Genomic DNA, 26772 nt, shown 5'->3' with positions numbered 1-26772 from the left:
GTGCGCCCCCTCACGTCTTTTCATGAGCGGCCCCGGGCCGCTCGCCCTGAGCAGTACCTGAGAGGATCGAGACATGGCCAGCTTCGTGGACCGCGTGGTTCTGCACGCCGCCGGTGGTAACGGCGGGAACGGCTGCGCCTCGATCCGCCGGGAGAAGTTCAAGCCCCTGGCGGGCCCCGACGGCGGCAACGGCGGTGACGGCGGCACGGTGAAGCTCGTCGTCGACGCCAACACCACCACCCTCCTGGAGTACCACCACTCGCCGCACCGGCGGGCGACGTCGGGCACCCAGGGGATGGGCGACGACCGGGACGGCGCCAACGGTGGCGACCTCGTCCTGACCGTGCCGGACGGCACCGTCGTGAAGGACCTCGACGGCAACGTCCTGGCCGACCTCGTGGGCGAGGGCGCCGAGTACGTCGTCGCCGCGGGCGGCAAGGGCGGACTGGGCAACCGCGCGCTGTCGTCGCCGCGGCGCAAGGCGCCGGGCTTCGCGCTGCTCGGCGAGGAGGGCGAGGCCGCCGAGGTCGAGCTCGAGGTCAAGACGATCGCCGACGTCGCGCTCGTGGGCTTCCCGAGCGCGGGCAAGTCGTCGCTGATCGCCGCGATCTCGGCCGCGCGCCCCAAGATCGCCGACTACCCGTTCACCACCCTGGTGCCGAACCTCGGCGTCGTGCAGGCGGACCAGTCGCGGTTCACCGTGGCCGACGTGCCGGGCCTGATCCCGGGCGCGAGCGAGGGCAAGGGCCTGGGCCTGGAGTTCCTGCGGCACATCGAGCGCACGGCGATGATCGTGCACGTGCTCGACTGCGCCACGCTGGAGCCGGGCCGCGACCCGATCAGCGACCTCGACGTGATCGAGGCCGAGCTCGCCGCGTACTCGGGCGACATCGGCATCGCGGGCGGCCGTGTGCCGCTCGCCGAGCGTCCCCGCCTCGTGGTGCTCAACAAGATCGACGTGCCCGAGGCGCGCGAGCTCGCGGACTTCGTGAAGGCCGACCTGGAGGCGCGCGGGCTGCGCGTCTTCGAGATCTCGACCGCGTCCCACGAGGGTCTGCGCGAGCTCAAGTTCGCCCTGGCCGAGGTCGTGGAGAAGGCGCGCGCGGAGGCCCCCGCACCGGAGGCCGCGCCGATCGTGCTGCGCCCGCGCCCCGTGAACGAGTCGAAGTTCACCGTGCGCCGGCTGGGCGGCGAGACCGCCTACTGGTTCGAGGTGCGCGGCACCAAGCCGGAGCGCTGGGTGAAGCAGACCGACTTCAACAACGACGAGGCCGTCGGCTTCCTCGCGGACCGGCTCGCGAAGCTCGGCGTCGAGGACGGCCTGTTCAAGGCGGGCGCCGTCGCGGGCGACGAGGTGCGTATCGGCGACCCGAACAACGCCGTCGTCTTCGACTGGGAGCCCACGCTGCAGACCGGCGCGGAGCTGCTGGGCGGCCGCGGTACCGACCTGCGGCTCGACCAGAACGAGCGGCCCACGCGCGGCGACAAGCGGCGCGAGTTCACCGAGCGCATGGACGCCAAGGCCGAGGCCCGGCGCGAGCTGTGGACCGAGCGCGAGGCGGGCCACTGGACCGACCCCGAGGACGCCTGAGCCGGAGGCGCAGCGCAGGGTGGGGGCCGAGGTGCGAGGCACGCGCCCGGAGCGGAGCCGCAGGCTCAGGCGTGCGACAAGCGGAGCCTGAGCCGGAGGCGCAGCGCAGGGTGGGGGCCGAGGTGCGAGGCACGCGCCCGGAGCGGAGCCGCAGGCTCAGGCGTCAGACAAGCAGAGCCTGAGCCGTGCCCGAGCAGTGTCGTGCCCGGCCCGTGGAATGAGCGAGCGTCCGGGGCGGGCCTCCGGAGAGGATGAGGGTGTGAACTCCCTCGACCCATCGGTGAACGCCCACGACGCCTCGGAACTCCAGGACGGCCCGGCCGCCCCGGGCCCGCGGTCCGCGATCGCCACCGCCCGGCGCGTCGTGGTCAAGATCGGCTCGTCGTCGCTCACCGGCCCGGACGGTCACCTCGACGTCGGCGCGCTGCGCGGGGTGGTCGAGGTGCTCGCCGCCCGGCAGGCCGCGGGGGCCCAGGTCGTGCTGGTCACGTCGGGCGCGGTCTCCGCGGGCATCGGGCCGCTCGGGCTGGGGAGCCGGCCGCGCGACCTGGCCACGATGCAGGCGGCGGCCTCCGTGGGCCAGGGCCAGCTCGCGGGCCGGTATCAGGAGGAGTTCGCGGCGTTCGGCATCCAGATCGGCCAGATCCTGCTCACGGCCGAGGACACGGTCCGCCGCGCCCGCTACCGCAACGCCCAGCGCGCGCTGGAGCGCCTGCTCGCGCTCGGGGTCGTGCCGGTCATCAACGAGAACGACGCCGTCACCACCGACGAGCTGAAGTTCGGCGACAACGACCGCCTCGCCGCGCTCGTGTCGCACCTGGTGCGGGCGGACGCCCTGCTGCTCCTGACCGACGTCGACGGCCTGCACGACGCCCCGCCGTCGCGCCCCGGGGCCCGCCGCATCCCGCTGGTCGACGACCTCGCGGAGATCGCGGGCGTCGAGGTGACGGCGCGCGGCAGCTCGGTCGGTACCGGCGGCATGGTCACCAAGCTGGAGTCGGTGCGGATCGCGACCGGCGCCGGCGTGCCCGCCGTCCTCACGCTCACCGCCAACGCGGCCGCCGCGCTCGCCGGGGACGACGTCGGCACCTTCTTCGCCGCCACCGGCCGCCGCACCTCGGCGCGCCGGCTCTGGATCGCGCACGCGGCCCGCACGCAGGGCCGCCTCCACCTGGACGACGGCGCCGCGCGCGCCGTGCTCGGCGGCCGTGCCTCGCTGCTGCCCGCCGGGATCACCCGGGCCGAGGGCCAGTTCGACGCCGGCGACCCGGTCGAGCTCGTGGCGCCGGACGGCGTCGTCGTCGCCCGGGGGCTCGTCGCCTTCGACGCGAGCGACCTGCCCGCGCTGCTGGGCCGCTCCACCTACGCGCTGCGGGAGGAGCTGGGGGAGGGGTACGACCGCGTCGTCGTGCACCGGGACGACCTGGTGCTGGAGAACGGCCGCTGAGCTGACCCGCGGGTCCTCCGACTTCGGTCCGTTGCCCAGATGGGTCTCCGACTTCGGTCTCCTGCACCGGGTCAGCCGCCCGCGTCCGCACCACGGAATCGCCCTCGGCATCCGCCCGCGCCCGACGTACTCTCGACGCATGACGATCGTGAGCCAGTACGAGGCGACACCTGCCGGGGGCGATTCCGCGGGAGCCGGCACCCCGCCGCCGTCGGGCACCCAGGACGTCACCGAGGCGGTGCGCGACGTCGCCCGGCGCGCCAAGGTCGCCTCGCGCACCCTGGCCACGGCGAACCGCATGACCAAGGACGCCGCGCTCGGCGCCGTCGCGGACGCCCTGGTGGCCGCCGCCGACGAGATCGTCGCCGCCAACGCCGAGGACCTGGAGCGCGGTCGCGCCAACGGGATGTCGGACGGCCTGCTGGACCGGCTCGCACTGACCCCCGACCGGATCGGCCAGATCGCGGCCGCGCTGCGCGACGTCGCCGGCCTGCCCGACCCGGTCGGCGAGGTGGTGCGCGGGCAGACCCTGCCGAACGGCCTGCGTCTGCGCCAGGTCCGCGTCCCGATGGGCGTGGTCGGCATGATCTACGAGGCCCGCCCCAACGTGACCGTGGACGCCGCGGGGCTGGCCCTGAAGTCCGGCAACGCGGTGATCCTGCGCGGGGGCAGCGCGGCGGCGGCGTCCAACGCGGTGATCGTCGCGGTGATGCAGGGCGCCCTGGCGGCGCGCGGCCTGCCGGCCGACCTGGTCCAGTCGATCGATGCCTACGGCCGCGCGGGCGGCGTGGCGCTCATGCGGGCCCGCGGCCTGGTGGACGTGCTGATCCCGCGCGGCGGCGCCGACCTCATCCAGACCGTCGTGCGCGAGTCCCTGGTGCCCGTCATCGAGACGGGCGTGGGCAACGTGCACGTCTACGTGGACGCGTCGGCCGACGTCGGCATGGCCGTCGCGATCGTGATGAACGCCAAGACCCAGCGCGTCGGCGTGTGCAACGCGGCCGAGACGCTGCTCGTGCACGAGGACGCCGCGCCGGCCTTCCTCCCGGCGGCGCTCACCGCGCTGGCCGACGCCGGCGTGGTGCTGCACGGCGACCCGGCAGCCCTGTCCTTTGCCCCCGAGGGGGCCACCGTGCTTCCCGCCACGGACGAGGACTGGGCAACGGAGTACCTCGCACTGGAGCTCGGCGTGCGGGTGGTCCCGTCGCTGGACGAGGCGATCGAGCACATCCGCACCTGGTCCTCCGGGCACACCGAGGCCATCGTGACGCGGGACATCGCGGCGGCGGACCGGTTCGTCGCGGAGGTGGACTCCGCCGCGGTGATGGTGAACGCGTCGACCCGGTTCACCGACGGCGGCGAGCTCGGCCTGGGTGCCGAGATCGGCATCTCCACGCAAAAGCTGCATGCGCGCGGCCCCATGGGACTGACCGAGCTGACCACCACGAAGTGGGTGGTCACGGGCGACGGCCACGTCAAGCCGTGAGGGCTCGTTGGCGTCCTGGAGACCTCCGCAGGATCTCCTTGCGACCCGGTGCCGCGGTGCGCCCGCCGCAATTCGTCCGTGAGAGACTAAAGCCCACCTGAGCTTGTTCGACTAGGAGGAACACCCGTGCTGCACACCGCCGTCCTGGCTGCCGAGGCCGCCTCGGAGCACGTCAACGAGCCGATCGCCCCGGTCGCGCTCGGCCTGATCGCCTTCGGCGCGCTCGTGGCCGCGCTGCTCGTCACGTACGCGTTCCGCAACGTCGGCAACCGGCACTGATCCATCTAGACGGGAGCCTGACGACCAGATGAGTGCACGCACCGCATGAGTGCCCCCACTGGGACCAGGCCGCGCATCGGGGTGATGGGCGGCACGTTCGATCCCATCCACCACGGTCACCTCGTGGCCGCGAGCGAGGCGGTCGCGCAGCTGGAGCTGGACGAGGTCGTCTTCGTTCCCACCGGCCGTCCGGGCTTCAAGCAGAAGCAGCGGGTCACCCCGGCGGAGCACCGCTATCTCATGACGGTGATCGCCACGGCGTCGAACCCGCGCTTCACGGTGAGCCGCGTCGACATCGACCGGGCGGGCCTCACGTACACGGTGGACACGCTCCGCGATCTGCGTACGCAGCGCCCGGACGCGGACCTCTACTTCATCTCGGGAGCGGACGCCATCCAGCAGATTCTCTCGTGGAAGGATGCCGAGAAGCTCTGGGACATGGCACACTTCGTCGCTGTCACACGGCCTGGGCACATGCTCACCGTGGACGGGCTTCCTCGGGACGGCGTGACGACACTCGAGGTTCCTGCACTAGCTATCTCCTCGACCGACTGTCGTCGTCGGGCCGAGGAGGGTTTGCCGGTCTGGTATCTGGTGCCTGACGGCGTGGTCCAGTACATCGCCAAGCACGGACTGTATCGAGGTCTTCACGATGAGTGACAACAAGGGTCGTCCCATGACGCGCCGCGAGATCCGCGAGCGTGAGGCTGCCGCCGCGGCTGCCGCCGGTGGTGGTGCCGGTGGTGGTGCCTACCCGCCGCAGGGCGGGCAGCAGCAGCCTCCGCACCGTGGCGCGCCCGCACCCGCTCCTGCTCCCGAGGGCGGCTGGTCGCCGAACCCGGGCAACCCGCCGGTCGCCCGGCCCCCGCAGGCGACGGGCGGCTCGCGCGGCGTGGACGCGACGGGCCGGCTCACGCCGGTGCAGCAGCCCGGCGGCAACCCGTCGCCCTTCGGCCCCGGTGGCGGCCAGAGCCGTCCGGGTGCTCCGACCGGACCGGGCGGCCAGGGTGCCCCCGGCGGCCACGGCGCGCCGGGCGGTCCCGGCCAGCAGAGCGCCCCGCCGAGCCCGTTCGGCGCGCGCCCGGCGAGCGCACCCGTGCCGCCCGCGCCCCAGCAGCAGGGCCGCTCCGCGCGGTTCGCCCCGCCCCAGGCGCCCGGTGCGCCCGCCGGACCGGCCGACGTCGGCCAGACGACGCAGTGGGGACCGCCTCCGCCCGCCCCGGCCCAGCAGCAGCCGCCGTCGCCCTTCGGCGGCCGTCCTGGTGCGCCGACCGCGCCCGGCGCCCCCGGCGGCCTCGGCCAGCAGCGCCCGGGTGCACCGGGCCGTCCGGCCGGAGCCCCGCCCAGCGGTGCCGTCTCGAGCAGCGCGCCCGCGCTGCCCTGGGAGGCCGGTGGCCCGGCGGCTCCGCAGTCGGCGCCCCCGGGCGGCGCGCCCGGGGCCCCCGGCTCGCCGTTCCCCGGACGCCGTGGCGGCCCGGGCGGTCAGCCCGTCCCCGGCGCCCCGGGTGGTCCCGGCTCCGGTCAGATCGGCGGACCGGGCCAGATGGGCGGCCCCGGTCAGATGGGCGGCCCCGGTCAGCCGCACCCCGGTGCTCCCGGCCAGTTCGGTGCCGGCCCCATCGCCCCGTCCCGGGCCTCCCGCCGTGAGGTGGAGGAGGAGTGGGACGAGGAGGAGGACGAGGGCCCGCAGTACACCTGGCTGCACTACATCATCCTGGTGGTCGTTGCGTTCGTGCTCGGCCTCCTGATCTGGAAGCTCGTGCTCGAGGGGGACAGCGTCGGGTACCCCACGGACCAGGCGGCCGCCCTGCTGGGCACTCTGCCGGGCGGACTGCCCGGCTTCATGGGAGGTAATGCGGTATGACGGCGACCGAGCGGGCCACAGAGCTCGCGATCATCGCGGCACGGGCGGCGAGCGACATCAAGGCGCAGGAGATCATCGCGCTCGACGTCAGCGAGCAGCTCGTGCTGACCGACGTGTTCCTCATCGCGTCGGGCGCCAGCGAGCGGCAGGTCTCGGCGATCGTCGACGCGGTCGAGGAGGCGCTCTTCAAGGAGGGCGTCAAGGCGATCCGGCGCGAGGGCAAGTCCGAGGCCCGGTGGGTGCTCATCGACTTCGGTGACGTCGTGGTGCACGTGCAGCACGCCGAGGACCGGACCTACTACGCGCTCGAGCGCCTGTGGAAGGACTGCCCGGCCATCCCGCTGCCCGAGGACGCCCAGGGCGGCGGCGACGCGACCGAGTACCGCGACCCCGACGACGGCGCGATCCACCTGGCCGGGGACTCCCGCCAGTGACCGCAGGAACGATCGTGCTGCTGCGCCACGCGCGCACGGCATACAACGCGGGCCTGCGCCTGCAGGGCCAGATCGACATCCCGCTCGACGAGGTCGGCCGCTGGCAGGCGGAGCAGGGCGCCACGGCGCTGGCGGCGTCGCACAAGGGGTCCCTCGTGGTCTCCAGCGACCTGCAGCGGGCCCGGGACACGGCCGTCGCGTACGCGCGGCACCTCGACCTGGAGGTCGTGACCGACGCCGGGCTGCGCGAGCGGTCGTTCGGCGAGTGGGAGGGGATGACCGACGCCGAGATCGCCGAGCGCTGGCCGCAGGAGCACGCCGTCTGGCGCGGCGGCGGCGAGCCCGAGGCGAACGGGGTGGAGTCCAAGGCGGTCACCGCCCGGCGCATGGAGGAGGCGGTGCTACGGCACGCCGAGACTCTCGGCTCGGGGGAGACGCTCGTGGTCGTGTCGCACGGCTCGGCGATCACGCAGGCGATCACCCGCCTGCTCGGTCTCGACCCCGCGACGTGGCGTGGTCTGCACGGCCTGCACAACGTGCACTGGTCGCACCTGCGGGCCTCCGGACCGGGCGCGAGCCCGGCGTGGCGCCTCGTCGCGCACAACGTGGGCGCCGGTTACCCGCTCGACACGTGGCAGTCCGGGCCCGAGGCCCGGCAGTGACCGAGCGCACGCCGGTTTGAATTTGGTCCCTGGCGTCGGTCTGCATAGACTAACGACGCTCGCCCGGCCCAATGGCTGGGAGAGACCAATCTGGGGCTGTGGCGCAGCTGGTAGCGCACCTGCATGGCATGCAGGGGGTCGGGGGTTCGAGTCCCCCCAGCTCCACCGGACGAAGGCCGCTGACCCGCACGAGAGTGCGGATCGGCGGCCTTTCTCGTGCTCGGTGCGCCGGCTCCGCCCGCGTGCTCACTCAGCCTCCGCGGCCTCCGCGAACCGCTGCGTGCCGATGACGCGGAGCAGGTCGAGCTTGTCGGCGGCGTCCGTGCCCTCCAGCGGCAGGAGGACCCGCACCCGGATGCCGGTCCCGGGCGTCACGAGCACCTCGCACCGGAGCCGGACCAGCCCGACCGTGGGGTGCTGGACGTCCTTCAGGTCGGAGCGCCGGACCGCGACGTCGTGCTGGTCCCACAGCATCCCGAACTCCGCGCTGTGCGCGGCGAGGCCGGTGACGAGCCCGGTGATCTCGGCGTCCTCGGCGCGGCGGGAGTAGGTGGCGCGCAGATCGCTGACATGGGCCCGCGACAGCCGGGCCCGGTCCGCCTCCGGGACGAGATCGCGGGACTCCGGGCGGGTGAACCACCGCCAGTAGACGTTGCTGTCCCGGCCGGGGAGCAGCTCGCCACGGCAGTGCAGGGCGTCGTCGAGCGCGTTGGTGTGGAGCACGTCGCCGAGATCGTTGTAGACGCACGTCGGCAGGTCGTCCAGGTGCTCGGCGAGCTGGCGCAGCCCCGGGTCGAGACGGCGGCCGACCTGCCGCGACGGGACCGGCACTCCGGCGAGGCGGAAGAGATGGTCCCGCTCGTCCGGGGTGCACCGCAGCGCCCGCGCCAGCGCGGCCACGACCGACTCCGACGGGTCGGAGCCGCGTGCCTGCTCCAGCCGCGCGTAGAAGTCGCTGGACACGCCGGCCAGCACGGCGACCTCCTCGCGGCGCAGGCCCGGCGTCCGGCGGCGCGACGTCTCCGGGAGGCCGACGTCCGACGGCGAGAGCGCCGCCCGCCGTCGGCGCAGGAACTCGGCGAGCCCGGGCCGGTCGATCACCTGATCAGTATGTCCCGCGGTCGCGACCGCAGCCAGGACCGGACCGGTCCTGGATGAACCACGCCGACCGGCCGCACGGTAGGGGCATGACCACCCACTACGCCGGGCTCGCCCGGCACATCCCCGTCCCGCCCGCGGTGCCGACCGTCTCGGTCAACCCGGTCACCCTCCCGGCGCCGGACCGCGCCCTCCCGCTGACGCTGCGGGTCACGGCGCCCCTACACGGTGACGCCCTGCCGATCGTGCTGCTGTCCCACGGCGGCGGCAGCTCGTACCACCTGCGGTCCAAGGACGGCTACGCGCCCCTGGTCGACTTCTGGGCGAGCCACGGGTTCGCCGTCCTCCAGCCGACCCATCTGAGCTCGCCCGGCGGGGGACTCGGCCTGGACCCGGACGCCCCCGGTTACCCGCTGTTCTGGCGCTCACGGATCGACGACTTCACGCTGATCCTCGACGGTCTCGATGCGATCGAGGCCCAGGCGCCGGCCGTGGCCGGGCGGCTCGACCGGGCGCGTGTCGCCGCCGCCGGCCACTCCGCGGGCGGCAACACCGTCAGCGCGCTGCTCGGCGCGCGGGCGACCGACCCGTCCGGCGGCGTCCTCGACCTGCGCGAGCCTCGCATCAGTGCCGGTGTGCTGCTCGCCTCGACCGGCAGCGCCGAGGGCATGACCGACGCCATGCGCGCCCGGTATCCCGAGCTGGAGGCCGACTTCTCGCACCTGACCGCCCGGACGCTGGTGGTCCACGGCGACCAGGACGACAACCCGGCCGCCACCACCCGCGGCGCCGACTGGTCCGCCGAGCCCTACCACCTCAGCCCGGGCGCCGACGCCCTGCTGACGCTGCCGGGGGCGAGGCACTACCTCGGCGGCATCATGGGCTACGACCTCGCCGAGACCGACGACGAGGACCCCGAGCGGCTCGCCGTCACCCAGCGCATGACCTGGGCCTACCTGCGGTCGGCTCTCGATCCCGGTGACCCCGCGTGGCAGCGGGCCCTCGACGCCGTCCGCGACCACCCCTCGCTCGCGAGCGTGCAGACCAGGTAGCCGACGCCGTCCGGGCGTGTGCCGGCGGGGCGACACACTCGATCCCGCAGCAACGATGCGTGCCAGCGTGTGAGCCGGCCGTGGGCCGCTCGCCGTGGATAGGCTGCCGGCACATGACCGAGCGACCTCAAGCAGATCAGCCGCACTGGCGTGTGTACCCGGTGGGTGCCGCTGGAAACCTGGTGAACGCGACGATCAACGCGCTGGCTCCGTTCCTCGTCGGCATCGGCGCCGCCTTCGTGCTCCTCCTGGCCGTCGCCATGGTGGGTGAGGAGGCCCTGTTCGACGAGCCCGCCGTGAGCGGTGCGCTCGACCAGCTCGCGCGGGCCGCCATGGTCCCGGTGCTCGTCCTCGCGCTGGGCGCCGGCGTCCTCACCACCGTCCTGTCCGCGCTGCGCGAGGTGATCACCTCGCGCGCCGTCGCCCGGGCGGCCCGAGACGGTGCGCCGAGGACGGCCGTGCCGCACCCGAGCCAGGTGGACCTGGTGGCGGCCCAGCCGCCGTTCGTCGCGTTCTTCGTGGTCTCCGCGCTGCTCGCCGGGATCGGCGTGCTGTTCACCGTGGTGGCGGCCTTCGGCGTCAACGGCAGCGAGATGTACATCCTGTGGGGCTCGCTCGCGGGCACGGGGGTCGCCGGGGTCTTCGTGCTCCTCGCGCTGGCGGGCCGTCCCGCGCACCACCGCCGTCGGCTGGCGATCGCGGCGCACTGGACCACGGCCGACGAGCACGCGGCCTGGCGACGAGCGGCCCCTGCGAGGTCCCAGGACGACGACGAGGCGGCGCTTCCGCCCGACCTCCGGCGCAAGCAGCGCACGGCCACCTGGTACGAGTACGTGGGCGTCGTGTGCCTCGCGCTCGGGTTCAGCCTGCTGCAGCTCTGGCTGTTCGTCACCCACCCGTTCCGGTCCACGACCGACGCCGGACCTCGGGTCGAGTACGGGGACGGCGTCGAGGCGGTGCTCGTCGTCGGCGTCTGGGTCTTCGCGGCACTTGTCGTGGCGGCTGTCGGGCTCCTGGTGGTGGGGTTCTTCGCCGACTCGGCCGTCCAGCGGCGCGAGCAGGAGATCCTGCGGCAGGCGCTGGCGGACCGGGCGGCCCCACGCCCGCCGAGGGGACTGCTGCGCAAGTACGCCAACCACCAGCCCGTGATCTTCGTGCAGGCCCTGGCCCTCCTCGCCGCAGTCGGGACCACGCTCGGCTGGGGCGTGTACAGCCTCGGCACGGGCGGGATGGAGGACGTCGCGACGCTGTACGGCGACGCCGACGAGACGTTCGGCGGCTTCGTGCCACAGGCCCTGGTGACGCTCGCGGTCTCGGTCGCCCTCGTCGTCGGTGCGATCGTGTGGGACGTCGTCGCCGCCGCTCGTGGCCACGAGCTGCGGAGCCAGGTCGTGGAGCGCTGGCCGATCAAGCCCTCGCCGCGGATGATCGGTGAGGACGGCAAGAAGCGGCCGGACCCGGCGTCGACCGGTCCCTCGCTGACGCCGAAGCCCACACCCCGGACCGCACGGCGCTGACGAACGACGGCCCGGCCGGCGGCCGGGCCCTCGTTCACGTCGTGCGGATCACGCCGCCGTGAGGAGACCCCCGGTCGTCGCCCGTGCCCGGTCGAGCCGCGCGCCGACGTCGGCCCAGTTGGCCAGGTTCCAGAACGCCGCGACGTAGTCCGCCTTGACGTTGAGGTAGTCCAGGTAGAACGCGTGCTCCCACATGTCCAGCATGAGCAGCGGGGTGATCCCCAGCGGCACGTTCGCCTGCTGGTCGAAGAGCTGGAACACCAGCAGCCGCCCGCCGATGCTGTCCCAGCCGAGCACCGCCCAGCCCGAGCCCTGGATGCCGGTGGCCGCGGCCGCGAAGTGCGCCTTGAACGCCGCGAAGCTGCCGAACTGGTCGACGATCGCTGCCGCCAGCTCCCCGGTGGGCTCACCGCCGCCGTCGGGCGAGAGGTTGTTCCAGAAGACGGTGTGGTTGGTGTGGCCGCCCAGGTTGAACGCGAGGTTCTTCTCGTGCAGGTTCACCGCGGCCAGGTTGCCGCTCTCGCGTGCCTCGGCCAGTGCGTCGAGCGCGGCGTTGGCGCCGGCCACGTACGCGGCGTGGTGCTTGTCGTGGTGCAGTTCCATGATCCGCCCGCTGATGTGCGGTTCGAGCGCGGCGTAGTCATAGGGCAGGTCAGGCAGGGTGTAGACGGGCATTTCCGGGTCCTCTCGTCGAGTGCTTCCGACGCTAGAACCTCAACCGCGGTTCAGGTCAACGGACCCGCGTGGGGTGCGGTGGTGATCGTCGACACACCCGCGCGCGGGCGCGCTCCGGCCAAGCGGTCGCGGCGCTCAGGCGGTGACGACGACCTTGCCGAGCGGGTGCCGGCGGGCGTAGTGGACCGCCGCTTCGACGCCGTGGTCGAGCGAGTACCGTCGGGCGATCGGTGTGGAGAGCCGGCCCGCCATCGCGGCTTCGGCCACGGCCCGTGTGCCGTTGCTCCCACCACCCGTGTTCATCACGAAAGCCAGCTCCACGTCGTCGCGTCCGAGCTGTTCCGGCTCCGGCGGCGGGAAGATGATGGAGACGAGCCGGCCGCCAGGACGCAGGCTGCGTGCCGCCGCGGGCAGGCCGTCGGCAAGGAGCGCGAGGTTGAGGACGACGTCGACGCCGGTGGGGTATTCGTCGTAGGCGACCGCGTGGTGGGCGCCCAGGCCGTGCAGCAGCTCGGCGGCCTCGGCAGTGCGGGCGGTCACCGTGATCTCGGCTCCGGCCGCGTGCAGGACGGGGATCAGGGTCAGGCCGACCGCGCCGGTGGCTCCGATGACGAGTACGGAGTCGCCGGGCCGGATCTTCGCGGCGTTCATGAGTGCCAGCGTCGTGGCGCCCGCAATCACCAGCGACGCAGCCCGCTCCGCGCTGAGACCGGCCGGGCGGTGGTCCAGCGCGGGCGTGTCCGTCTCGAAGACCGCGTAGTCGGCGAGGGCGCCGGTGCTCAGTGACGGTCGCAGGGGGTCGGCGGCGGCGCGCAGCTGGCGGGGCATCGCCATGCCGAAGATCTCGTCGCCCGCGCGGAAGCGGGTGACGCCCGGCCCGGCTTCGGTGACGGTGCCCGCGAACTCGTTGCCGAGCGTGTACGGGAACTGGAGGTCGACCAGGTCGCGGAACCCGCCGGTGACGACGCGCAGGTCGGTGGGGTTGAGCGTCGCGGCGGCGATCTTCACCAGGACCTGGCCGGGACCGGGACGAGGCACGGGCAGGTCGGCGATCGTGAGTTGCTCGGGAGCTCCGTAGCCGGTCGCGACGAGCGCCCGCATGGTGTCGGCTGTCATGAACTCACCGTATGAAGGGGGTACGTGAGCAGTCGATGCCCGGAACGCTCACTTCGTTGCTCGTTTGACTCATCTAGCATGCCTGCATGGATCTTGTCTCCGATGTGCTGGAGATCTCCGGCGTCCGGGGCACGATCGGCACGCGCACGGAAGCAGGCGGGGACTGGTCGGTCTCCGTTGCGGGCTGTGCCGTGGCGGTCGTGCACGTCGTCACCGCCGGCAGCGCCTGGCTCGATCTTCCAGGCTCCTCACCGCGACGGCGAGAGCTGGCGGCAGGAGACGTGGTACTCATGCCGGGCGGGCCGGCGCACGTGCTGAGCAGTGGGCCGGGTGCCGGTACCTCGGTAGCCGGACCGGACGAGGTGAGCCGGGCGTTCGGGTCGGGTGAGGTGATTCGCCTCGGCTCACAGCCCGCCGACACCCGCATCGTGACCATCGGTTACGACTGCGACCACACCGTGCACACCCAGATCCTCGGCACGCTGCCGGAGGTGGTGCACATCCGCGGCGACGACGGCGCGGACGGCTTCGACGACACCGTCCGGATGCTCGGACGAGAACTGAGCCACCCACAGCTGGCGGGAAGGGCGGTGCTGAACAGCCTGGTCGATGTCCTGCTCGTACAGCTCGTGCGGGCCTGGCTGCCCACCCGGTCCGAACCTCACGGCACCTGGCTCGGCGTGCTCGCCGACCCGCTCGTGCACAAGGCGATGGAGCATCTGCACGCCGAGCCGGCACTGCCGTGGACCACGACAAGGTTGGCCCACGCTCTCGACGTGTCCAGGGCGACCCTGTCCCGCCGGTTCGTGGCCGCCGTCGGACAGACCCCCGCCGCCTATCTGACGCAGTGGCGCCTGGACCTGGCTGCGGTTCGCCTGCGCGGGACCCGGGACCCGGTGGAGTCCGTCGCGGCAGCGGTCGGCTACCAGTCGGTCCCAGCCTTCAGCAGGGCGTTCGCCCGCTCCCGCGGCATGACTCCCGGGCGGTACCGCACCGCTGCGCGCGACGACGGTCGCCTGTCGGCCTGAGCCAGAACTGGTGGGCTCATGACGAGAGGCCATCCCTTCCTCCTTGTTACAGGATTCCGGAATGGCCTCTGACTGAGTGTTTCGGTGGAGCTGGGGGGACTCGAACCCCCGACCCCCTGCATGCCATGCAGGTGCGCTACCAGCTGCGCCACAGCCCCGAACAGCGTTCGCCCAGGTGGGCGAGCGCCGTCAGTCTAGACCGATCCCGGCCCGGAGACCAAAGCGGGGCTACCGACCACCGTGAACGGCACCCGCAGGAGGTCCGCGTCGCGTGACGACGAGCCGACGAGCAGCTCGAAACCGCCCGGTTCGACCACCCGGTCGCCGACCCGGTCGACGATCGTGCAGTCCGCCACCGGCAGGTCGATCTCGACCACGACGCTCTGCCCGGGGGCGACGTCGACCTGGCGGTAGGCCTTGAGCTCCTTGTCGGTCCAGCTCACGGACGTCACGGTGTCGCTGACGTAGACCTGCACGGTCTCGCGCGCCGGGCGGGCGCCCGTGTTGGTCAGGGTCACCCGGGCGCGGACGGTGTCGTCCGGACCCACCTCGGCGTCCCGCACCCCGAGGTCGGAGTACTCCACCGTGCTGTAGGACAGGCCCTGGCCGAACACGAAGGCGGGCTCCTGCGTCAGGTCGGCGTACCGGGCGCCGTGCTGACCGCGGATCTGGTTGTAGTACACCGGTTGCTGGCCCACGTGGCGGGCGAACGAGATCGGCAGCCGGCCGGACGGCTCGATCAGCCCGAGCAGCAGCTCGGCGACCGCCCGGCCGCCCTCCATGCCCGGGTTGGCCGTCCAGATCACCGCGGCGGCGTTCAGGGCGGACTCCGGCAGCACCAGCGGCTTGGACGCCATGACCACGACGACCATCGGCGTCCCCGTCGCGGCCAGCGCGTCCAGGAGGGCGACCTGCCCGCCGACGAGCTCCAGGGTCGCGGTGGACTTGTACTCGCCGACCAGCTCCACCTGGTCGCCGACCACGACCACGACGTGGTCCGCGCCCTCGGCCTGGGCCACGGCCTCGGCGATCAGCTCCGGGTCGGGGTCGCACGGGACGGCGATCTTGGGCCGGGGCTGCCCGTCGGGCAGGGTGTCGCCCTCGGGCGGCGAGACCAGGGTGACGATCTCGGCGCCGAGCGCGCTGGTGACCGTCCAGTCCTGCGGGCTCAGGGCGCGCAGCCCGTCGAGCACGGTGGTGATCATCTCCCGCGGGTGCCCGTCGGGCAGCCAGTCGGCCTGGCCCGAGCTGCCGGCCCAGTCGCCGAGCTGGGCCTGGGCGGCGTCGGCCAGCGGTCCGATGACGGCGATACGCCGGGGCCGGTCGTCCGCGGTACCGGCCGCGCGGCCGCCGTCCACACCGGTGAAGCCGCCGGCGAACGGGAGCGCCGCGTCCGTGTTGCGCAGCAGGACCAGCGACCGGCGCGCCACGTCGAGGTTGACGGCGGCGTGCGCCGCGGAGCCGATGAGCGCCCCGTCGCGGTCGAGGGTGGGCCGGCGCGGGTTCTCGAACAGGCCGAGCTCGAACTTCAGCGTCAGGATGCGGGCCACGGCGCGGTCGAGGTCGGACTCGGCGAGCAGGCCCTGGTCGATGGCCTCCTGGGCGCCCTCGAAGAACTGCGGGGTGGTCATCACCATGTCGTTGCCGGCCCGGACGGCCGCCGCCGCGGCGTGGGCGTGGTCGGGCTGGACCTTCTGCTCCCAGACCATCCGGCCCACGTTGTCCCAGTCGGTGATCAGCGTGCCGGTGTAGCCCCACTCGCCGCGCAGCACGTCGTTGAGCAGCCAGTCGTTGATCGTGATCGGCACGCCGTCCATCGACTGGTAGCCCAGCATGAAGGTGGCGCAGCCCTCCTTGGCGACCCGCTCGAACGGGGGCAGGAACCAGGACCGCAGCTTGCGCCGCGAGATGTCCGCCTCGGACGCGTCGCGCCCGCCCTGCGTCTCGGAGTACCCGGCGAAGTGCTTGGCGGTGGCCAGGATCGCCGTCGGGTCGGCCAGGCCGGAGCCCTGGTAGCCGCGCACCATCGCCGAGGCGAGCTCGCCGATCAGGTACGGGTCCTCGCCGAACGTCTCGTCGACCCGTCCCCAGCGCAGGTCGCGGGCGATGCACAGCACGGGGCTGAAGGTCCAGTGCACACCGGTCGCGGACGCCTCGACCGCCGTGATCCGCGCGGCCTGCTCCAGCAGCGCGGGGTCCCAGGTCGCGGCCATCCCGAGCTGCGTCGGGAAGATGGTCGCGCCCTCGTAGAACGAGTGCCCGTGGATGCAGTCCTCGCCCACGATGAGCGGGATGCGCAGCCGGGTCTGCTCCACCAGGTCGTGCGCGAGCCCCACGCGATGCGGCGAGGTGTGCAGGATCGATCCCACGTGCTTGCGCAGGATGTCGCCCTCGTAGTCGCCGCGGGCGTCGAGCTGGAGCATCTGCCCCACCTTCTCCGCCACGGTCATCCGGGCCAGCAGGTCGGCCACCCGCTCCGCGACCGGGAGGCCGGGGTCGAGGTAGGCCTGTGCCGGGGCGGACGTGTCGTGGACGCTGGTCATCGGGCGCTCCTGTCGGTCTGTGTTCGCACGCCGGAAACCTACCAGTCGCTAGGTAAGGGCCGCCGGGCCGTTCACCTGCTGTGGTCCGGCATGCTGGGCGGCCGCTACTGTCCCTGGTACGGAGCCTTCCGATCCGGGGCCCTTGGTACGGGGCCGACGCCGGATCCCCGACCCGCGAGGTGCCCATGGCCGACAAGACCGACCTCAAGAAGACCCTCGACGCCTACCGGGCGAAGCGGGACCAGTTCCGGATCGTCGACGTGCCCGACCTGCACTATCTGATGATCGACGGGCACGGCGACCCGAACAGCTCGCCGGCCTTCACCGAGGCGGTCGAGGCGCTGTACCCCGTGGCCTACACCCTCAAGTTCGCCAGCAAGCGCGAGCTCGGGCGCGACTACGTCGTCATGCCGCTGGAGGGGCAGTGGTGGGCCGAGGACATGGCCGCCTTCACGACGGCGCGCGACAAGTCCCGCTGGGACTGGACGCTGCTGATCATGGTCCCGGACTGGACGACCCAGGAGGCGTTCGCCGCCGCGGTGGAGCAGGTCCGGGCCAAGGGCGGCCCGGCCCGGCTCGGCGACGTCCGCCTGGAGACCCTGTCCGAGGGGCGCTGCGTCCAGACGCTGCACGTCGGGCCCTTCGACGCCGAGGCCGGCAGGCTCGCGCGGATGCACGACGAGTTCATCCCGGCCCACGGGCTGCGCCGGGCCGGCCGGCACCACGAGATCTACCTCAGCGACTTCCGTCGGGTCGCGCCGGAGAAGCAGCGGACGATCCTCCGGCAGCCGGTCGAGGTGTCCGCCGGAAATGACTGATGGCGGCTCCCACCAGCCCGTACGCTGACCCGGATGATCGACCGACGACCTGCTACCCGCCCTGGCATCGTGCGGCTGCGCCGCACCTACCTGAGCCTCGGCCTGGGCGAGCTGGTCTCGGTCGCGGTCTTCGTCGTCGTCCAGCCGGTGGTGGCTGCGCGGCGCCGGGCGCCCCGGGATGCCACGTCGGGTCGCCATGGCCTATCGCGTGTTCCGCGTGCTGAACCCGGTCCTGCTCGTGGTCTGCCTCATCGCGCCCGGCCGCGGCCGCCCGCCAGAGCGACGAGCGCCGCCGCCACGAGCGCGACGGCCGAGATGGCGAACGCTGTCGTGTAGCCGGCCGCGGTGGGCAGCCCGGTGGCCGCGAGCGTCGTCGCGCCGACGACGGCGGTGGCGACCTGCGCCCCGAGGGAGCCGCCGATGGTCCGCACGATGGTGTTCACGCCCGTGGCCTCCCCGGTCTCGTGCGGTTCGACGGCGCCGACCACCACGTTGGCGAGCGACGAGAAGGCGAACCCGATGCCGATACCGAGCACACCGGCCCCCGTGGCGACGTCCCAGGGGTGCTGGTGGCCCACCGCGAAGGCCGCGAAGCCGACCGCGCCGATGACGCAGGCCGCGACCAGCGTCGCGGTGAACCCGATGCGCGGGCCCAGGCGCCCGGCGAGCGGTCCGGCGAAGAGCATGGTCACGGCCATGGGCAGGAGGTAGAGCCCCGACTCGGTGACGGTGGCGCCGAACCCGTAGCCGGCCTCGGTGGGGGTCTGCACGAGCTGCGGCACCAGGGTGAACGCGCCGTACATGCCGAAGCCGATGATCAGGGCGGTGAGGTTCGCGGTGACGAGCGTCCGGCGGCGCAGCACGCGCAGGTCGACCAGGGGCGCGGCCAGGCGCGACTCCAGCAGCACGAAGCCCGCGAACGCGACGACCGCCACGGCGGCCAGGCCGACGACGACGCCGGGCGCCCAGAGGCGGGACTGGCTGATCGCCAGCAGCAGGGCCGTGAGCGCCACGGTCAGCACGCCGCCGCCGGCCCAGTCGACCCGGCCGCCGAGCCCCGGCCGGTCGGGGCCGACGAACGCCGCGACCGCGGCCAGGGCGAGGACGATGACGACGAGCGCGGCCCAGAACAGCCACGGCCAGCCGAGCGCGTCGATGATCGGGCCGGGCACCACGAGGCCCACCCCGAAGCCGATGCCGAAGATCGCGCTGACGGTCCCGATCGCCACGGGCACGCGTTCCCGGGGGAACGTCTCGCGCACGATCCCGAACGCCAGCGGGAACGTGCCTGCGCCCAGCCCCTGGACCGCGCGGGCGGCGACGAGCACGCCGATCGACCCGGGCAGCGCGCCGGCCAGGGCTGCCAGGAGCGTCCCGGCCGCGAGGATCGCCAGGCTCACGAGCAGCAGGCGGCGCTTGCCGAACATGTCGCCCAGGCGGCCGATGATCACCGTGCCCACCGACGACGTGAGCAGGAACGAGCTGATCAGCCATGCCGTCGTCGTCGGCGAGACGTCGAGCTCCCGCTGCAGGTCGGGCAGCGCCGGCACGACCATGGTCTGCAGCAGGGAGAAGGAGAGCACGGCCAGGAGCAGTGCGACGAAGGGTCCGGCGGTGCCCTGGCGGGCCGCCTCACGAGCTGATGCCTGTCGAGTGGATGTCATGGCGACATCATTACATCATGTAACGACCGAGTGATAGTGTCCCCCCGTGGAACAACCCGCGGGCCGACCCCCGACGCTGCTGGGCCTGCCCTCCTATCTCGCCGGGCACGTCTCGCGCATCGGCCACCGCGCGCTCGTCGCCGACCTCGCGCGGCACGGGCTCCGGCTGCCGCACTTCGCGGTGCTCACGGGGCTGCACGACCTCGGCCCGCTCGGCCAGCACGAGCTTGCCGACCGGCTGGGCCTCAACCGCAGCCACCTGGTCGGATATCTCGACCGGCTCGAGGAGGCGGGCCTGGTCAGCCGGGTCCGTGACCCGGGGGACCGCCGGCGTCAGCAGGTGCAGCTCGACCCCGCGGGCGAGCGCCTCGCGGCCGAGCTGATCGAGGGAGCCCGCGCCGGCGAGGCCGCCGACCTGGCCGTGCTCAGCGCCGACGAGCTGGCGACGCTGACGGACCTCCTGCGCCGGGTCCTGCTCACCGACGACGCAGCCGCTGCCGACGCCGCGGGCGCGCCGCCTGCGGGCGACTGACGCCGCCTGCGGGCGACTGACGGCGGCGACCGACGCCGCCGCCCGGGGCGCTCAGCCCCGCAGCTCCTCCACGGAGGCGCCCGGCTGCTCGGTGAGCTCGGCGGCGTCCTGCGTGGCGGCCCAGGAGGCCAGCAGGGCGAGGCCGTCCGCGGCGGGTGAGCCGGCCGGCGCCGTGTAGACGTTGAGCACGAGCCCCGGCTCCGACGGCAGCTCCATCGACTCGAAGGTCAGGTCGAGCTGCCCCACCACCGGGTGCCGCAGCCGCTTGAACCCGCTGCGGTGCAGCAGCACGTCGTGCGAGGCCCACCGCTGCCGGAACAGCTCGCTCCGCGTGGAGAGCTCGCCGACGAGCTCGATCAGCGCCGGGTCGTGCGGGTTGCGCCCCGCCTCCAGGCGCAGGTAGGAGGCGGAGTCCCGGGCGATCCGCTCCCAGTCGACGAAGAAGTCGCGGGCGGCGGGGTCCAGATAGACGAACCGCGCGGTGTTCGCCGGACGGCGCGGGTCGGCGAGCACCGGCGCGTACAGGGCGCGGGCCAGGCGGTTCATCGCGACGATGTCGTGGCGCCCGTTGCGCACCCACGCGGGCGCGTCGCTGATCGCATCGAGCACCTGCTGGACGGCGGGGCGCACCGTCGTCGGCGCGCGGCCCCGCCGGGCCTTGCCCGAACCCGCCGAGCGGGCCAGCGTGAACAGGTGCTCGCGCTCGGCCTCGTCGAGCTGCAGCGCCCCGACCAGGGCGTCCAGCACGCCGTCCGAGGCGCCGGACAGGTTCCCGCGCTCCATCCGCACGTAGTAGTCGACCGAGACGCCGGCCAGCATCGCGACCTCCTCGCGGCGCAGGCCCTTGACCCGCCGGTTGCCGCCGTAGGCGGGCAGCCCGGCCTGGTCGGGCGTGAGGCGGGCCCGCCGCGAGCTGAGGAACTCGCGGACCTCGGCGCGGTGGTCGATCTGTCCCATGCCCCCACGGTAAGCCGACCCCTGCCGCCGTGGGAGGCACTGGCGTTACCCGGAACGACCGGGACTCCCCGGGGCGCGCGCCACGCGGTGTGCTGGGGCGACGCACCAGGAGAGGCAGCATGCACACCACGGCAGCACCCCGCGTGGCCACCGCCACGACGACCGGCACGACGGCGATCCTCGCCGTCATCCTCATCAGCTACTTCATGATCCTGCTCGACAACTCCGTGATCTTCACGGGCCTGCCGAGCATCCGCGCCGACCTCGGCCTCGACCCCGCCACGCTCTCCTGGGTGCAGGACGCCTACACCCTCGTGTTCGGCGGCCTGCTCCTGCTCGGCGCCCGCGCCGGCGACCTCCTGGGCCGACGGCGCCTCCTCGTCGCCGGGCTGGCCGTCTTCGGCACCGCCTCGCTGCTCATCGGGCTCGCCCCGACCGGCTGGTGGATGATCGCCGCCCGCGCCCTGCAGGGAGTAGGCGCCGCCGTCGTCGCCCCCACCTCCCTCGCCCTGATCACGGCGCACTTCGAGGGCCCCGCCCGGGCCCGCGCCATCGCCTGGTACAGCGCGACCGCCGGGATCGGCGCCAGCCTCGGGCTGGTGGTCGGCGGGGCGCTCGCGGAGTGGGTCTCGTGGCGCGCGGCGTTCCTCGTCAACGTGCCGATCGCGGTGGCCATGATCGTCGTCGCCCGCCGGGTCCTGGCCGAGACCGTGCGGCGCCCGGGCCGGTTCGACGTCGGCGGAGCGCTCGCCGCGACCCTTGGCACGGGCGCGCTCGTGCTCGGGATCATCGAGTCGGGCGAGCGGGGCTGGGCCTCGCCCGTGACCCTGGGCGCGCTCGCGGCGGGGCTGGTGCTGCTGACCGTCCTGGTGCTGCACGAGGCGCGGACGGCCCACCCGATCATGCCCCTGCGGCTCTTCCGCAGCCGGGAGCGCAGCGGCGCCTACGCCGCCCGCCTGCTCTACCTGGGCGCCATGATCGGCTTCTTCTACTTCACCACGCAGTACCTCCAGGACGTGCTCGGCCTCGGCCCGCTGCAGGCCGGCCTCGGGTTCTTCCCGATGACGCTGGTCAACTTCGCCGTGGCGCTGGCCGTCCCGCGGCTGCTGCGCCGGATCCCCGGCTCCGTGCTGCTGGCGGCCGGCCTGATGCTCACTCTGGGCGGGCTGGCCTGGCTGAGCCGGGTCGGCCCCGACGACGCCTACCTCGCCGCCGTTGCGCTCCCGATGCTGCTCGTCGGGGCGGGCCAGGGTCTCGCCTTCGCGCCGCTGACGAGCTCCGGCATCGGCGGGGTCGCGCCCGAGGACGCCGGGGCGGCGTCTGGCCTCGTCAACACCGCCCACCAGCTCGGCATGGCGCTCGGCCTGGGCGTCCTCGTCGCGATCGCGGCGCACGCCGACGACGGGGCGGACGCCGTGGGGTCCGACGCCGTGGGCCCGGGCGCCGCGCAGGTCGCTGCGCAGGTCAGCGCGGCCCTGACCGGGGCCGCGGTGCTGGTCGCGGTGGCGCTCGTCGTGGTGCTGATGGTGCTCCTGCCGGCGCGGCGCCCGCGGGGCTGACCGGCTGATCGGCCGACGTCCGCCCGCCGTCGTCCAGCCAGGCGTGCGCCGTGGTGTCCACCCTGGGGACGACGACGGCGTCCGCCCTGGGTCCGATGCCGGCGGGGGCGCCGGTCGGTAGTTTCGTGGTCATGACCCCGACCGCCCGGACCGCCGCCGACCGGACCGCGACCACCCCGACTCGCCCGACCCACGCAGGCCTGACCCATCCCGTGGCGCGCGCCGGGGTCGTCGTGCTCCTGAGCTTCGTGCTCGGCGGGCTGACGTCGTACGCCCAAGGGTTCCTGCCGGACGCGTTCGCGTCGTTCGCCAACTCGGCCAGCGGCTGGACCGTGCTCACGGCCCTGCTGCTCTTCTGGTCCCGGCTCCGCACCGCGCCCGCCGCCGTGCTCGGCGCCGTGAGCTTCGTGCTGCTCGTGCTCGGGTACGCGGTCGCGGCCCAGGTGCGGGGCTACGTGTACGACCCGCTCCTGTTCTCGGTGGTGGGCGTCGTGGCCGGCCCGTTCGTGGGCGTCGCCGCCTCCTGGCTGCGCGCCACCGGAGTCCGCGCGGCCCTCGGCACCGCGCTGCTCGCGGGCATCGGGGTGGGGGAGGCGGTGTACGGGCTGACGATCATCCGGGAGACGACCAGCCCGGTCTACTGGACGGTGATCGGCGTCGCGGGGCTCGCGCTCCTGGTCGCCCAGCTCGTGCGCCGGGTCCGCGGCGCGCTGCCGGTGAGCCTGGCCGCGGGCGGCACGGTGCTCGTCGCGGCAGCCTTCTACCTCGCCTACTCCAGCCTGTAGGACGCCGAGGGCGCGACCAGCCGGTCCAGCAGCCGGTCGAGGAGCCGGTCTGCGCGTGCGCTCGCGGTCTCGTCGACCAGGAGGGTCTGGGCCAGCCCGCTCGCGGCGGCCACGATCAGCTCTGCGTCCAGCTCGGCGTCCGGGTCCGGGTCCACGTCCTGGTCCGCGGCGCGGTCGGGCGCCGTCGCCCCCGCGCGGGCCCGCCGGAGCTGGTCCGCGATCGCCGTGATCAGGTAGCGCGGCGCGCCCAGCGTGTCCTCCCCGTCGACGTCGGAGGCGGTCAGGGCCGCCGTGTGGAACGCGTTCAGGACCACGGTGTCCTGCCGCCGTGCGGCGTCGGTCGGCAGCAGCTCGACGAGGAGCGCACGGACGACCTCGCGCGGCGCCGGCTCCGCGCCGAGCGCGCCGAGCCGACGGGTGAACCGCGTCCCGGCGTCGGCCACGACGGCCTGATGCGTAGCCAGCAGGAACTTCCGCTTGGTGCCGAAGTAGTACTGGACCAGGCGCACCGAGACGCCGGCCTCGGCGGCCACCGACTGGAAGGTCGCGGCCTCCAGCCCGGCGCGGGCGACGACCCGCCGCGCGGCGTCGGTGATCTGGGTGCGCCGTTGATCGTGGTCGGCCAGCCGGGGCATGCGGCCCGTCCTCTCGTGCTGTGCACGGCCCGCGGGCCGTTGGTGGTATGCCTGCACCATCATAAGTGATACGTTCATACCAACAAGGCGGCGGGGCGGAGGGTGCCATGGCCAGGATCGGACGGTTCAGGAACGAGGCGGCGCGCGCGGAGTACCTGCGCACCTACGCGGCGATGGAGAGGCTCTGGCCCCTGCCGTCGGCGGTGTCCGACGTCCCGACGGCGTACGGGACCACCCACGTGCGGTGCTCGGGCTCCGGCGCCGGGCTGCCGCTCGTGCTGCTCCACGGTTTCGGCGGCAACGGCCTGTACTGGCACGACGTGGTCGAGGACCTGGCGCGCGACCGCGTCGTCGTCGCCCTGGACACCGTCGGCTCGGCCGGGCGCAGCGTGCAGACCGCGCCCCTGGGCCGCGATGCGGACTACGGCGCGTGGTTCGCGCAGGTGCTGGACGGCCTCGGCCTGGACCGCGCCCACGTGCTGGGGGAGTCCCTGGGCGCCTGGCACGCGACCCTGATGGCGCTGCACGCGCCGGACCGCGTGGCGAGCGTGTCCCTGATCGAGCCCAACGGCGTGTTCACCAGGACGCCGGCCCGGGCCCTGCTCAGGATGCTCCGGTTCGGGGCGAACCCCACCGACCAGGGCTGGCACCGGATGCGCGAGTGGCTCACCCCGGGGACCGACCCGACCGACGTCGAGCTGGCGTGCATGAAGGCTGCGCAGGGCTACCGGACCGCGGCCGGCTGGGCGCGCCCGCTCAAGGACGCCGAGCTGGCCGCCATCACCCCGCCGTTGCTGGCAATCTACGGCGCCGAGTCCGTGCTCTCGGAGCCGGAGGCCGCACGGCGCCGGCTCGCCACGGCCGTCCCTGGCGCCGAGGCCGAGATCGTCCCCGGCGGCGGGCACGGGGTGCGCGGCCAGGTCCCGGGCCAGGTCGGCGCACGGGTCGCGCGGTTCGTCGGGCAGCACGACAACTCGGTCCCGGCGGAGCGATGAGTTTCTCGGCGGGCCGTCGTCGACAGGGGTGTTGCACACCAGACCCGCACGACACCGAGGGAGCCCTCCGATGGCCATCACCAGCATCTTCGTCAACCTGCCCGTCGCCGACGTCCGGGCCAGCACGGCCTTCTACGAGGCCGTCGGCGCCTCCGTCAACCCGGACTTCTCCGACGAGACGTCGACCAGCCTGGTGCTGAGCGGTGCCGTGTACATCCAGATCATGAACCACGAGAAGTTCGCCTCGTTCACCAAGCAGCCGATCGCCGCCGACGGCATCGAGGTCATCAACGCCCTCGGCGTCGAGTCCCGCGAGGAGGTCGACCGGATCGCGGGCGCCGCCCTCGTCGCAGGCGGCACCGAGACCGACGAGACCAAGGACATCGGCTGGATGTACGGCCGCGCGTTCGCCGACCTGGACGGCCACCACTGGGAGGTCATGTTCATGGACGAGGCCGCCATGGCAGAGGCCTTCGCGGCCGAGGCGGGCTGAGGCCCCGGACCCATGCCCCGCCGGACGTCGCCGGGTCTCACGCCGCGTGCGTGGGGCCCGGTTTCTTTGTCCCGGGCGGGGTCGTCGCAGGTCCGGGCGCGGGACGCTGTTTGAGAATCGTTCTCACTTCTGGTTGACTCCTCCTCGGTAACGAGAATGATTGTCATTCTAGATGGAAGGAGCGGGCGGCCCAGACCGCCCGACCGACGATGAGAAATCACCACACCCGCACGGCCGCAGGCCTCGGCGCGGCACTGTCCCTCGTCCTGCTCAGCGCGTGCGCCGCGGAGGACGCGGCGTCCGGCTCGGCCTCGGAGTCGGCCGGCGCCGACGAGCACGAGGAGCACGGGTCGCCCGACGCCACCGAGGCCCAGGCGCGCACGCCCCGCGTGGCGGTCACGTACGACGGCGGCGTCCTGGTGCTGGACGCCATGAGCCTCGAACCCGTAGGCGAGATCGAGCTGGAAGGCTTCACCCGCCTCAACGCGGCGGGGGACGAGCGCCACCTGATGGTCTCCACGACCGGGGGCTTCCAGGCCCTCGACCTTGGCTCCTGGGCCGAGGCGCACGGCGACCACTCCCACTACTGGACCGCCGAGCCGACCCTGACCGACGTCGCCTACGAAGCGTCCGAGCCCGGCCACGTCGTGGTCCACGAGGGCCGCACCGCGCTGTTCGACGACGGCACCGGCCTGGTACGCGTGCTCGACTCGGCGCACGTGGCCGACGTCGACGCGGCGGCCCGCGAGTACACCACGCCGTCGGCCCACCATGGCGTGGCCGTCGAGCTGACCGACGACAGCCTCGTGGTCTCGGAGGGCACCGAGGACGCGCGCACCGGCATCCGGGTGCTCGACGGCGACGACAAGGAGATCGCGGCGTCCGACGAGTGCCCCGGCGTGCACGGGGAGGCCGTGGCCGCCGACGAGGCCGTCGTCATCGGCTGTGAGGACGGCGCCGTGGTCTACGCGGACGGCAAGATCACCAAGGTCACGTCCCCGGACGCGTACGGCCGCATCGGCAACCAGGCCGGCACCGAGGCGTCGCCGGTCGTGCTGGGTGACTACAAGAAGGACAAGGACGCCGAGCTCGAGCGGCCGACGCAGGTCTCGCTGATCGACACCCGGACCGGCGACCTCCAGCTGGTCGATCTGCCGTCGTCGTACACCTTCCGGTCGCTCGCGCGGGGCGACGACGGCGAGGCCCTCGTGCTCGGCACGGACGGCCAGGTGCACATGATCGACCCGGAGTCCGGCAAGCTCACGCAGTCCATCCCGGTGATCGACGAGTGGGAGGAGCCGACCGAGTGGCAGGAGCCGCGGCCGGCGATCCTGACCCTGGACGGCTCGGTCTACGTGACCGACCCGGCCACGGACTCGATCCACGCGGTCGACGTCGAGACGGGCGAGGTCTGGAAGTCCGCCGACCTCGGCGTCACCCCGAACGAGCTGAACGGCGTCACGGGCGGCGAGCCCCACACCCACTGACCCCCCACTGACAACCCGTTGAGTGCTGGCTATTTGCGCTCCCCGAGCCTCGGGA

At 73.5% G+C, this 26772-nt stretch carries 25 protein-coding genes and 2 tRNA genes; 19 read left to right on the top strand and 8 right to left on the bottom strand.

The genetic code is table 11. The annotated features are described in order from the left end of the window. The first annotated feature begins 73 nt into the window (after positions 1 to 73). From obgE to ACFWEJ_RS10445, 9 genes are all read left to right on the top strand, one after another. A complete protein-coding gene (gene obgE / locus ACFWEJ_RS10485; protein WP_377229145.1) occupies positions 74 to 1591 on the top strand; it encodes a GTPase ObgE in 1518 nt (505 codons plus the stop codon). 259 nt (positions 1592 to 1850) lie between these two features. Then, positions 1851 to 3038, top strand: coding sequence for a glutamate 5-kinase (gene proB, locus ACFWEJ_RS10480; RefSeq protein ID WP_377229144.1), 1188 nt, complete (start codon positions 1851 to 1853; stop codon positions 3036 to 3038). Positions 3039 to 3177: 139 nt separating this feature from the next. After that, positions 3178 to 4524: a glutamate-5-semialdehyde dehydrogenase gene (locus ACFWEJ_RS10475; protein WP_377229143.1), complete on the top strand. Its 1347-nt coding sequence runs from the start codon at positions 3178 to 3180 to the stop codon at positions 4522 to 4524. A gap of 126 nt (positions 4525 to 4650) precedes the next feature. Beyond that, the gene (locus tag ACFWEJ_RS10470) at positions 4651 to 4803 is read left to right on the top strand and encodes a hypothetical protein (protein ID WP_377229142.1); all 153 of its coding nucleotides are present in this window, start codon (positions 4651 to 4653) and stop codon (positions 4801 to 4803) included. Between the two features lie 45 nt (positions 4804 to 4848). Then, positions 4849 to 5463 carry a nicotinate-nucleotide adenylyltransferase gene (gene nadD / locus ACFWEJ_RS10465; RefSeq protein WP_285108607.1) on the top strand — a complete coding sequence of 205 codons (615 nt, stop codon included), beginning with the start codon at positions 4849 to 4851 and terminating at the stop codon, positions 5461 to 5463. Then, positions 5456 to 6667 carry a hypothetical protein gene (locus tag ACFWEJ_RS10460; RefSeq protein WP_377229141.1) on the top strand — a complete coding sequence of 404 codons (1212 nt, stop codon included), beginning with the start codon at positions 5456 to 5458 and terminating at the stop codon, positions 6665 to 6667. Before nadD ends, ACFWEJ_RS10460 begins: the two co-directional genes overlap by 8 nt. Further along, the gene (gene rsfS / locus ACFWEJ_RS10455) at positions 6664 to 7101 is read left to right on the top strand and encodes a ribosome silencing factor (protein ID WP_377229140.1); all 438 of its coding nucleotides are present in this window, start codon (positions 6664 to 6666) and stop codon (positions 7099 to 7101) included. Before ACFWEJ_RS10460 ends, rsfS begins: the two co-directional genes overlap by 4 nt. Continuing rightward, positions 7098 to 7763, top strand: a complete 666-nt coding sequence (locus ACFWEJ_RS10450) for a histidine phosphatase family protein (RefSeq protein ID WP_377229139.1) — start codon at positions 7098 to 7100, stop codon at positions 7761 to 7763. Before rsfS ends, ACFWEJ_RS10450 begins: the two co-directional genes overlap by 4 nt. 92 nt (positions 7764 to 7855) lie before the next feature. Then, positions 7856 to 7928 (top strand) — tRNA-Ala (locus ACFWEJ_RS10445). Positions 7929 to 8009: 81 nt separating this feature from the next. On the opposite strand, the gene ACFWEJ_RS10440 is transcribed toward ACFWEJ_RS10445, so the two are convergent. Beyond that, complete coding sequence (locus tag ACFWEJ_RS10440; RefSeq protein WP_377229138.1) at positions 8010 to 8864, bottom strand: helix-turn-helix transcriptional regulator; 855 nt, start codon at positions 8862 to 8864, stop codon at positions 8010 to 8012. Positions 8865 to 8950: 86 nt separating this feature from the next. Between ACFWEJ_RS10440 and ACFWEJ_RS10435 the strand changes: the two genes are divergently transcribed. Beyond that, the gene (locus tag ACFWEJ_RS10435; protein ID WP_377229137.1) at positions 8951 to 9913 is read left to right on the top strand and encodes an alpha/beta hydrolase family protein; all 963 of its coding nucleotides are present in this window, start codon (positions 8951 to 8953) and stop codon (positions 9911 to 9913) included. A 182-nt stretch (positions 9914 to 10095) separates the two neighbouring features. Further along, positions 10096 to 11430, top strand: coding sequence for a hypothetical protein (locus ACFWEJ_RS10430; RefSeq protein WP_377229136.1), 1335 nt, complete (start codon positions 10096 to 10098; stop codon positions 11428 to 11430). 48 nt (positions 11431 to 11478) lie between these two features. On the opposite strand, the gene ACFWEJ_RS10425 is transcribed toward ACFWEJ_RS10430, so the two are convergent. Continuing rightward, the gene (locus tag ACFWEJ_RS10425; protein WP_377229135.1) at positions 11479 to 12105 is read right to left on the bottom strand and encodes a superoxide dismutase; all 627 of its coding nucleotides are present in this window, start codon (positions 12103 to 12105) and stop codon (positions 11479 to 11481) included. A 135-nt stretch (positions 12106 to 12240) separates the two neighbouring features. Further along, positions 12241 to 13221: an NADP-dependent oxidoreductase gene (locus ACFWEJ_RS10420; protein ID WP_377229134.1), complete on the bottom strand. Its 981-nt coding sequence runs from the start codon at positions 13219 to 13221 to the stop codon at positions 12241 to 12243. A gap of 86 nt (positions 13222 to 13307) precedes the next feature. Between ACFWEJ_RS10420 and ACFWEJ_RS10415 the strand changes: the two genes are divergently transcribed. Next, positions 13308 to 14249 (top strand): cupin domain-containing protein, encoded by a 942-nt coding sequence (locus ACFWEJ_RS10415; RefSeq protein WP_377229133.1) that lies wholly within the window; start codon positions 13308 to 13310, stop codon positions 14247 to 14249. 85 nt (positions 14250 to 14334) lie between these two features. Here ACFWEJ_RS10415 and ACFWEJ_RS10410 read toward each other — a convergent pair. Together ACFWEJ_RS10410 and ACFWEJ_RS10405 are read right to left on the bottom strand one after the other, a co-directional pair. Continuing rightward, positions 14335 to 14407 (bottom strand) — tRNA-Ala (locus ACFWEJ_RS10410). Between the two features lie 36 nt (positions 14408 to 14443). Beyond that, positions 14444 to 16792, bottom strand: a complete 2349-nt coding sequence (locus ACFWEJ_RS10405) for a glycoside hydrolase family 3 N-terminal domain-containing protein (RefSeq protein ID WP_377229132.1) — start codon at positions 16790 to 16792, stop codon at positions 14444 to 14446. A 185-nt stretch (positions 16793 to 16977) separates the two neighbouring features. Between ACFWEJ_RS10405 and ACFWEJ_RS10400 the strand changes: the two genes are divergently transcribed. Further along, positions 16978 to 17610: a GyrI-like domain-containing protein gene (locus tag ACFWEJ_RS10400; RefSeq protein ID WP_377229131.1), complete on the top strand. Its 633-nt coding sequence runs from the start codon at positions 16978 to 16980 to the stop codon at positions 17608 to 17610. A gap of 248 nt (positions 17611 to 17858) precedes the next feature. On the opposite strand, the gene ACFWEJ_RS10395 is transcribed toward ACFWEJ_RS10400, so the two are convergent. After that, positions 17859 to 19274, bottom strand: coding sequence for an MFS transporter (locus ACFWEJ_RS10395; protein ID WP_377229130.1), 1416 nt, complete (start codon positions 19272 to 19274; stop codon positions 17859 to 17861). Positions 19275 to 19320: 46 nt separating this feature from the next. Here ACFWEJ_RS10395 and ACFWEJ_RS10390 point away from each other — a divergent pair, with 46 nt between their 5' ends. Then, positions 19321 to 19806 (top strand): MarR family winged helix-turn-helix transcriptional regulator, encoded by a 486-nt coding sequence (locus tag ACFWEJ_RS10390; protein WP_377229129.1) that lies wholly within the window; start codon positions 19321 to 19323, stop codon positions 19804 to 19806. Between the two features lie 51 nt (positions 19807 to 19857). Here the strand turns inward: ACFWEJ_RS10390 and ACFWEJ_RS10385 are convergent, their stop codons facing one another. Further along, entirely contained in the window at positions 19858 to 20763 is a 906-nt protein-coding gene (locus ACFWEJ_RS10385; RefSeq protein WP_377229128.1) for a helix-turn-helix transcriptional regulator, read from the bottom strand. A gap of 119 nt (positions 20764 to 20882) precedes the next feature. Here ACFWEJ_RS10385 and ACFWEJ_RS10380 point away from each other — a divergent pair, with 119 nt between their 5' ends. Continuing rightward, positions 20883 to 22322, top strand: a complete 1440-nt coding sequence (locus tag ACFWEJ_RS10380; protein ID WP_377229127.1) for an MFS transporter — start codon at positions 20883 to 20885, stop codon at positions 22320 to 22322. Positions 22323 to 22453: 131 nt separating this feature from the next. After that, complete coding sequence (locus tag ACFWEJ_RS10375; protein ID WP_377229126.1) at positions 22454 to 23107, top strand: DUF6518 family protein; 654 nt, start codon at positions 22454 to 22456, stop codon at positions 23105 to 23107. Here the strand turns inward: ACFWEJ_RS10375 and ACFWEJ_RS10370 are convergent. Continuing rightward, positions 23092 to 23742, bottom strand: coding sequence for a TetR/AcrR family transcriptional regulator (locus tag ACFWEJ_RS10370; RefSeq protein ID WP_377229125.1), 651 nt, complete (start codon positions 23740 to 23742; stop codon positions 23092 to 23094). The two genes, ACFWEJ_RS10375 and ACFWEJ_RS10370, sit on opposite strands and share 16 nt — an antisense overlap. Positions 23743 to 23849: 107 nt before the next feature. Between ACFWEJ_RS10370 and ACFWEJ_RS10365 the strand changes: the two genes are divergently transcribed. The 3 genes from ACFWEJ_RS10365 (at position 23850) to aztD (ending at position 26717) form a co-directional block, all read left to right on the top strand. Further along, complete coding sequence (locus ACFWEJ_RS10365; protein WP_377229124.1) at positions 23850 to 24737, top strand: alpha/beta fold hydrolase; 888 nt, start codon at positions 23850 to 23852, stop codon at positions 24735 to 24737. A gap of 70 nt (positions 24738 to 24807) precedes the next feature. Next, the gene (locus tag ACFWEJ_RS10360) at positions 24808 to 25230 is read left to right on the top strand and encodes a VOC family protein (RefSeq protein WP_377229123.1); all 423 of its coding nucleotides are present in this window, start codon (positions 24808 to 24810) and stop codon (positions 25228 to 25230) included. Between the two features lie 209 nt (positions 25231 to 25439). Then, complete coding sequence (gene aztD, locus ACFWEJ_RS10355) at positions 25440 to 26717, top strand: zinc metallochaperone AztD (protein WP_377229122.1); 1278 nt, start codon at positions 25440 to 25442, stop codon at positions 26715 to 26717. The last annotated feature ends 55 nt before the right edge of the window (positions 26718 to 26772 follow it).

The sequence above is a fragment of the Promicromonospora sp. NPDC060204 genome, assembly GCF_042728455.1.
GTDB lineage: Bacteria > Actinomycetota > Actinomycetes > Actinomycetales > Cellulomonadaceae > Promicromonospora.
The sequence above is the reverse complement of the archived record's forward strand: the minus strand, read 5'-3'. Positions and strand labels throughout refer to the sequence as shown.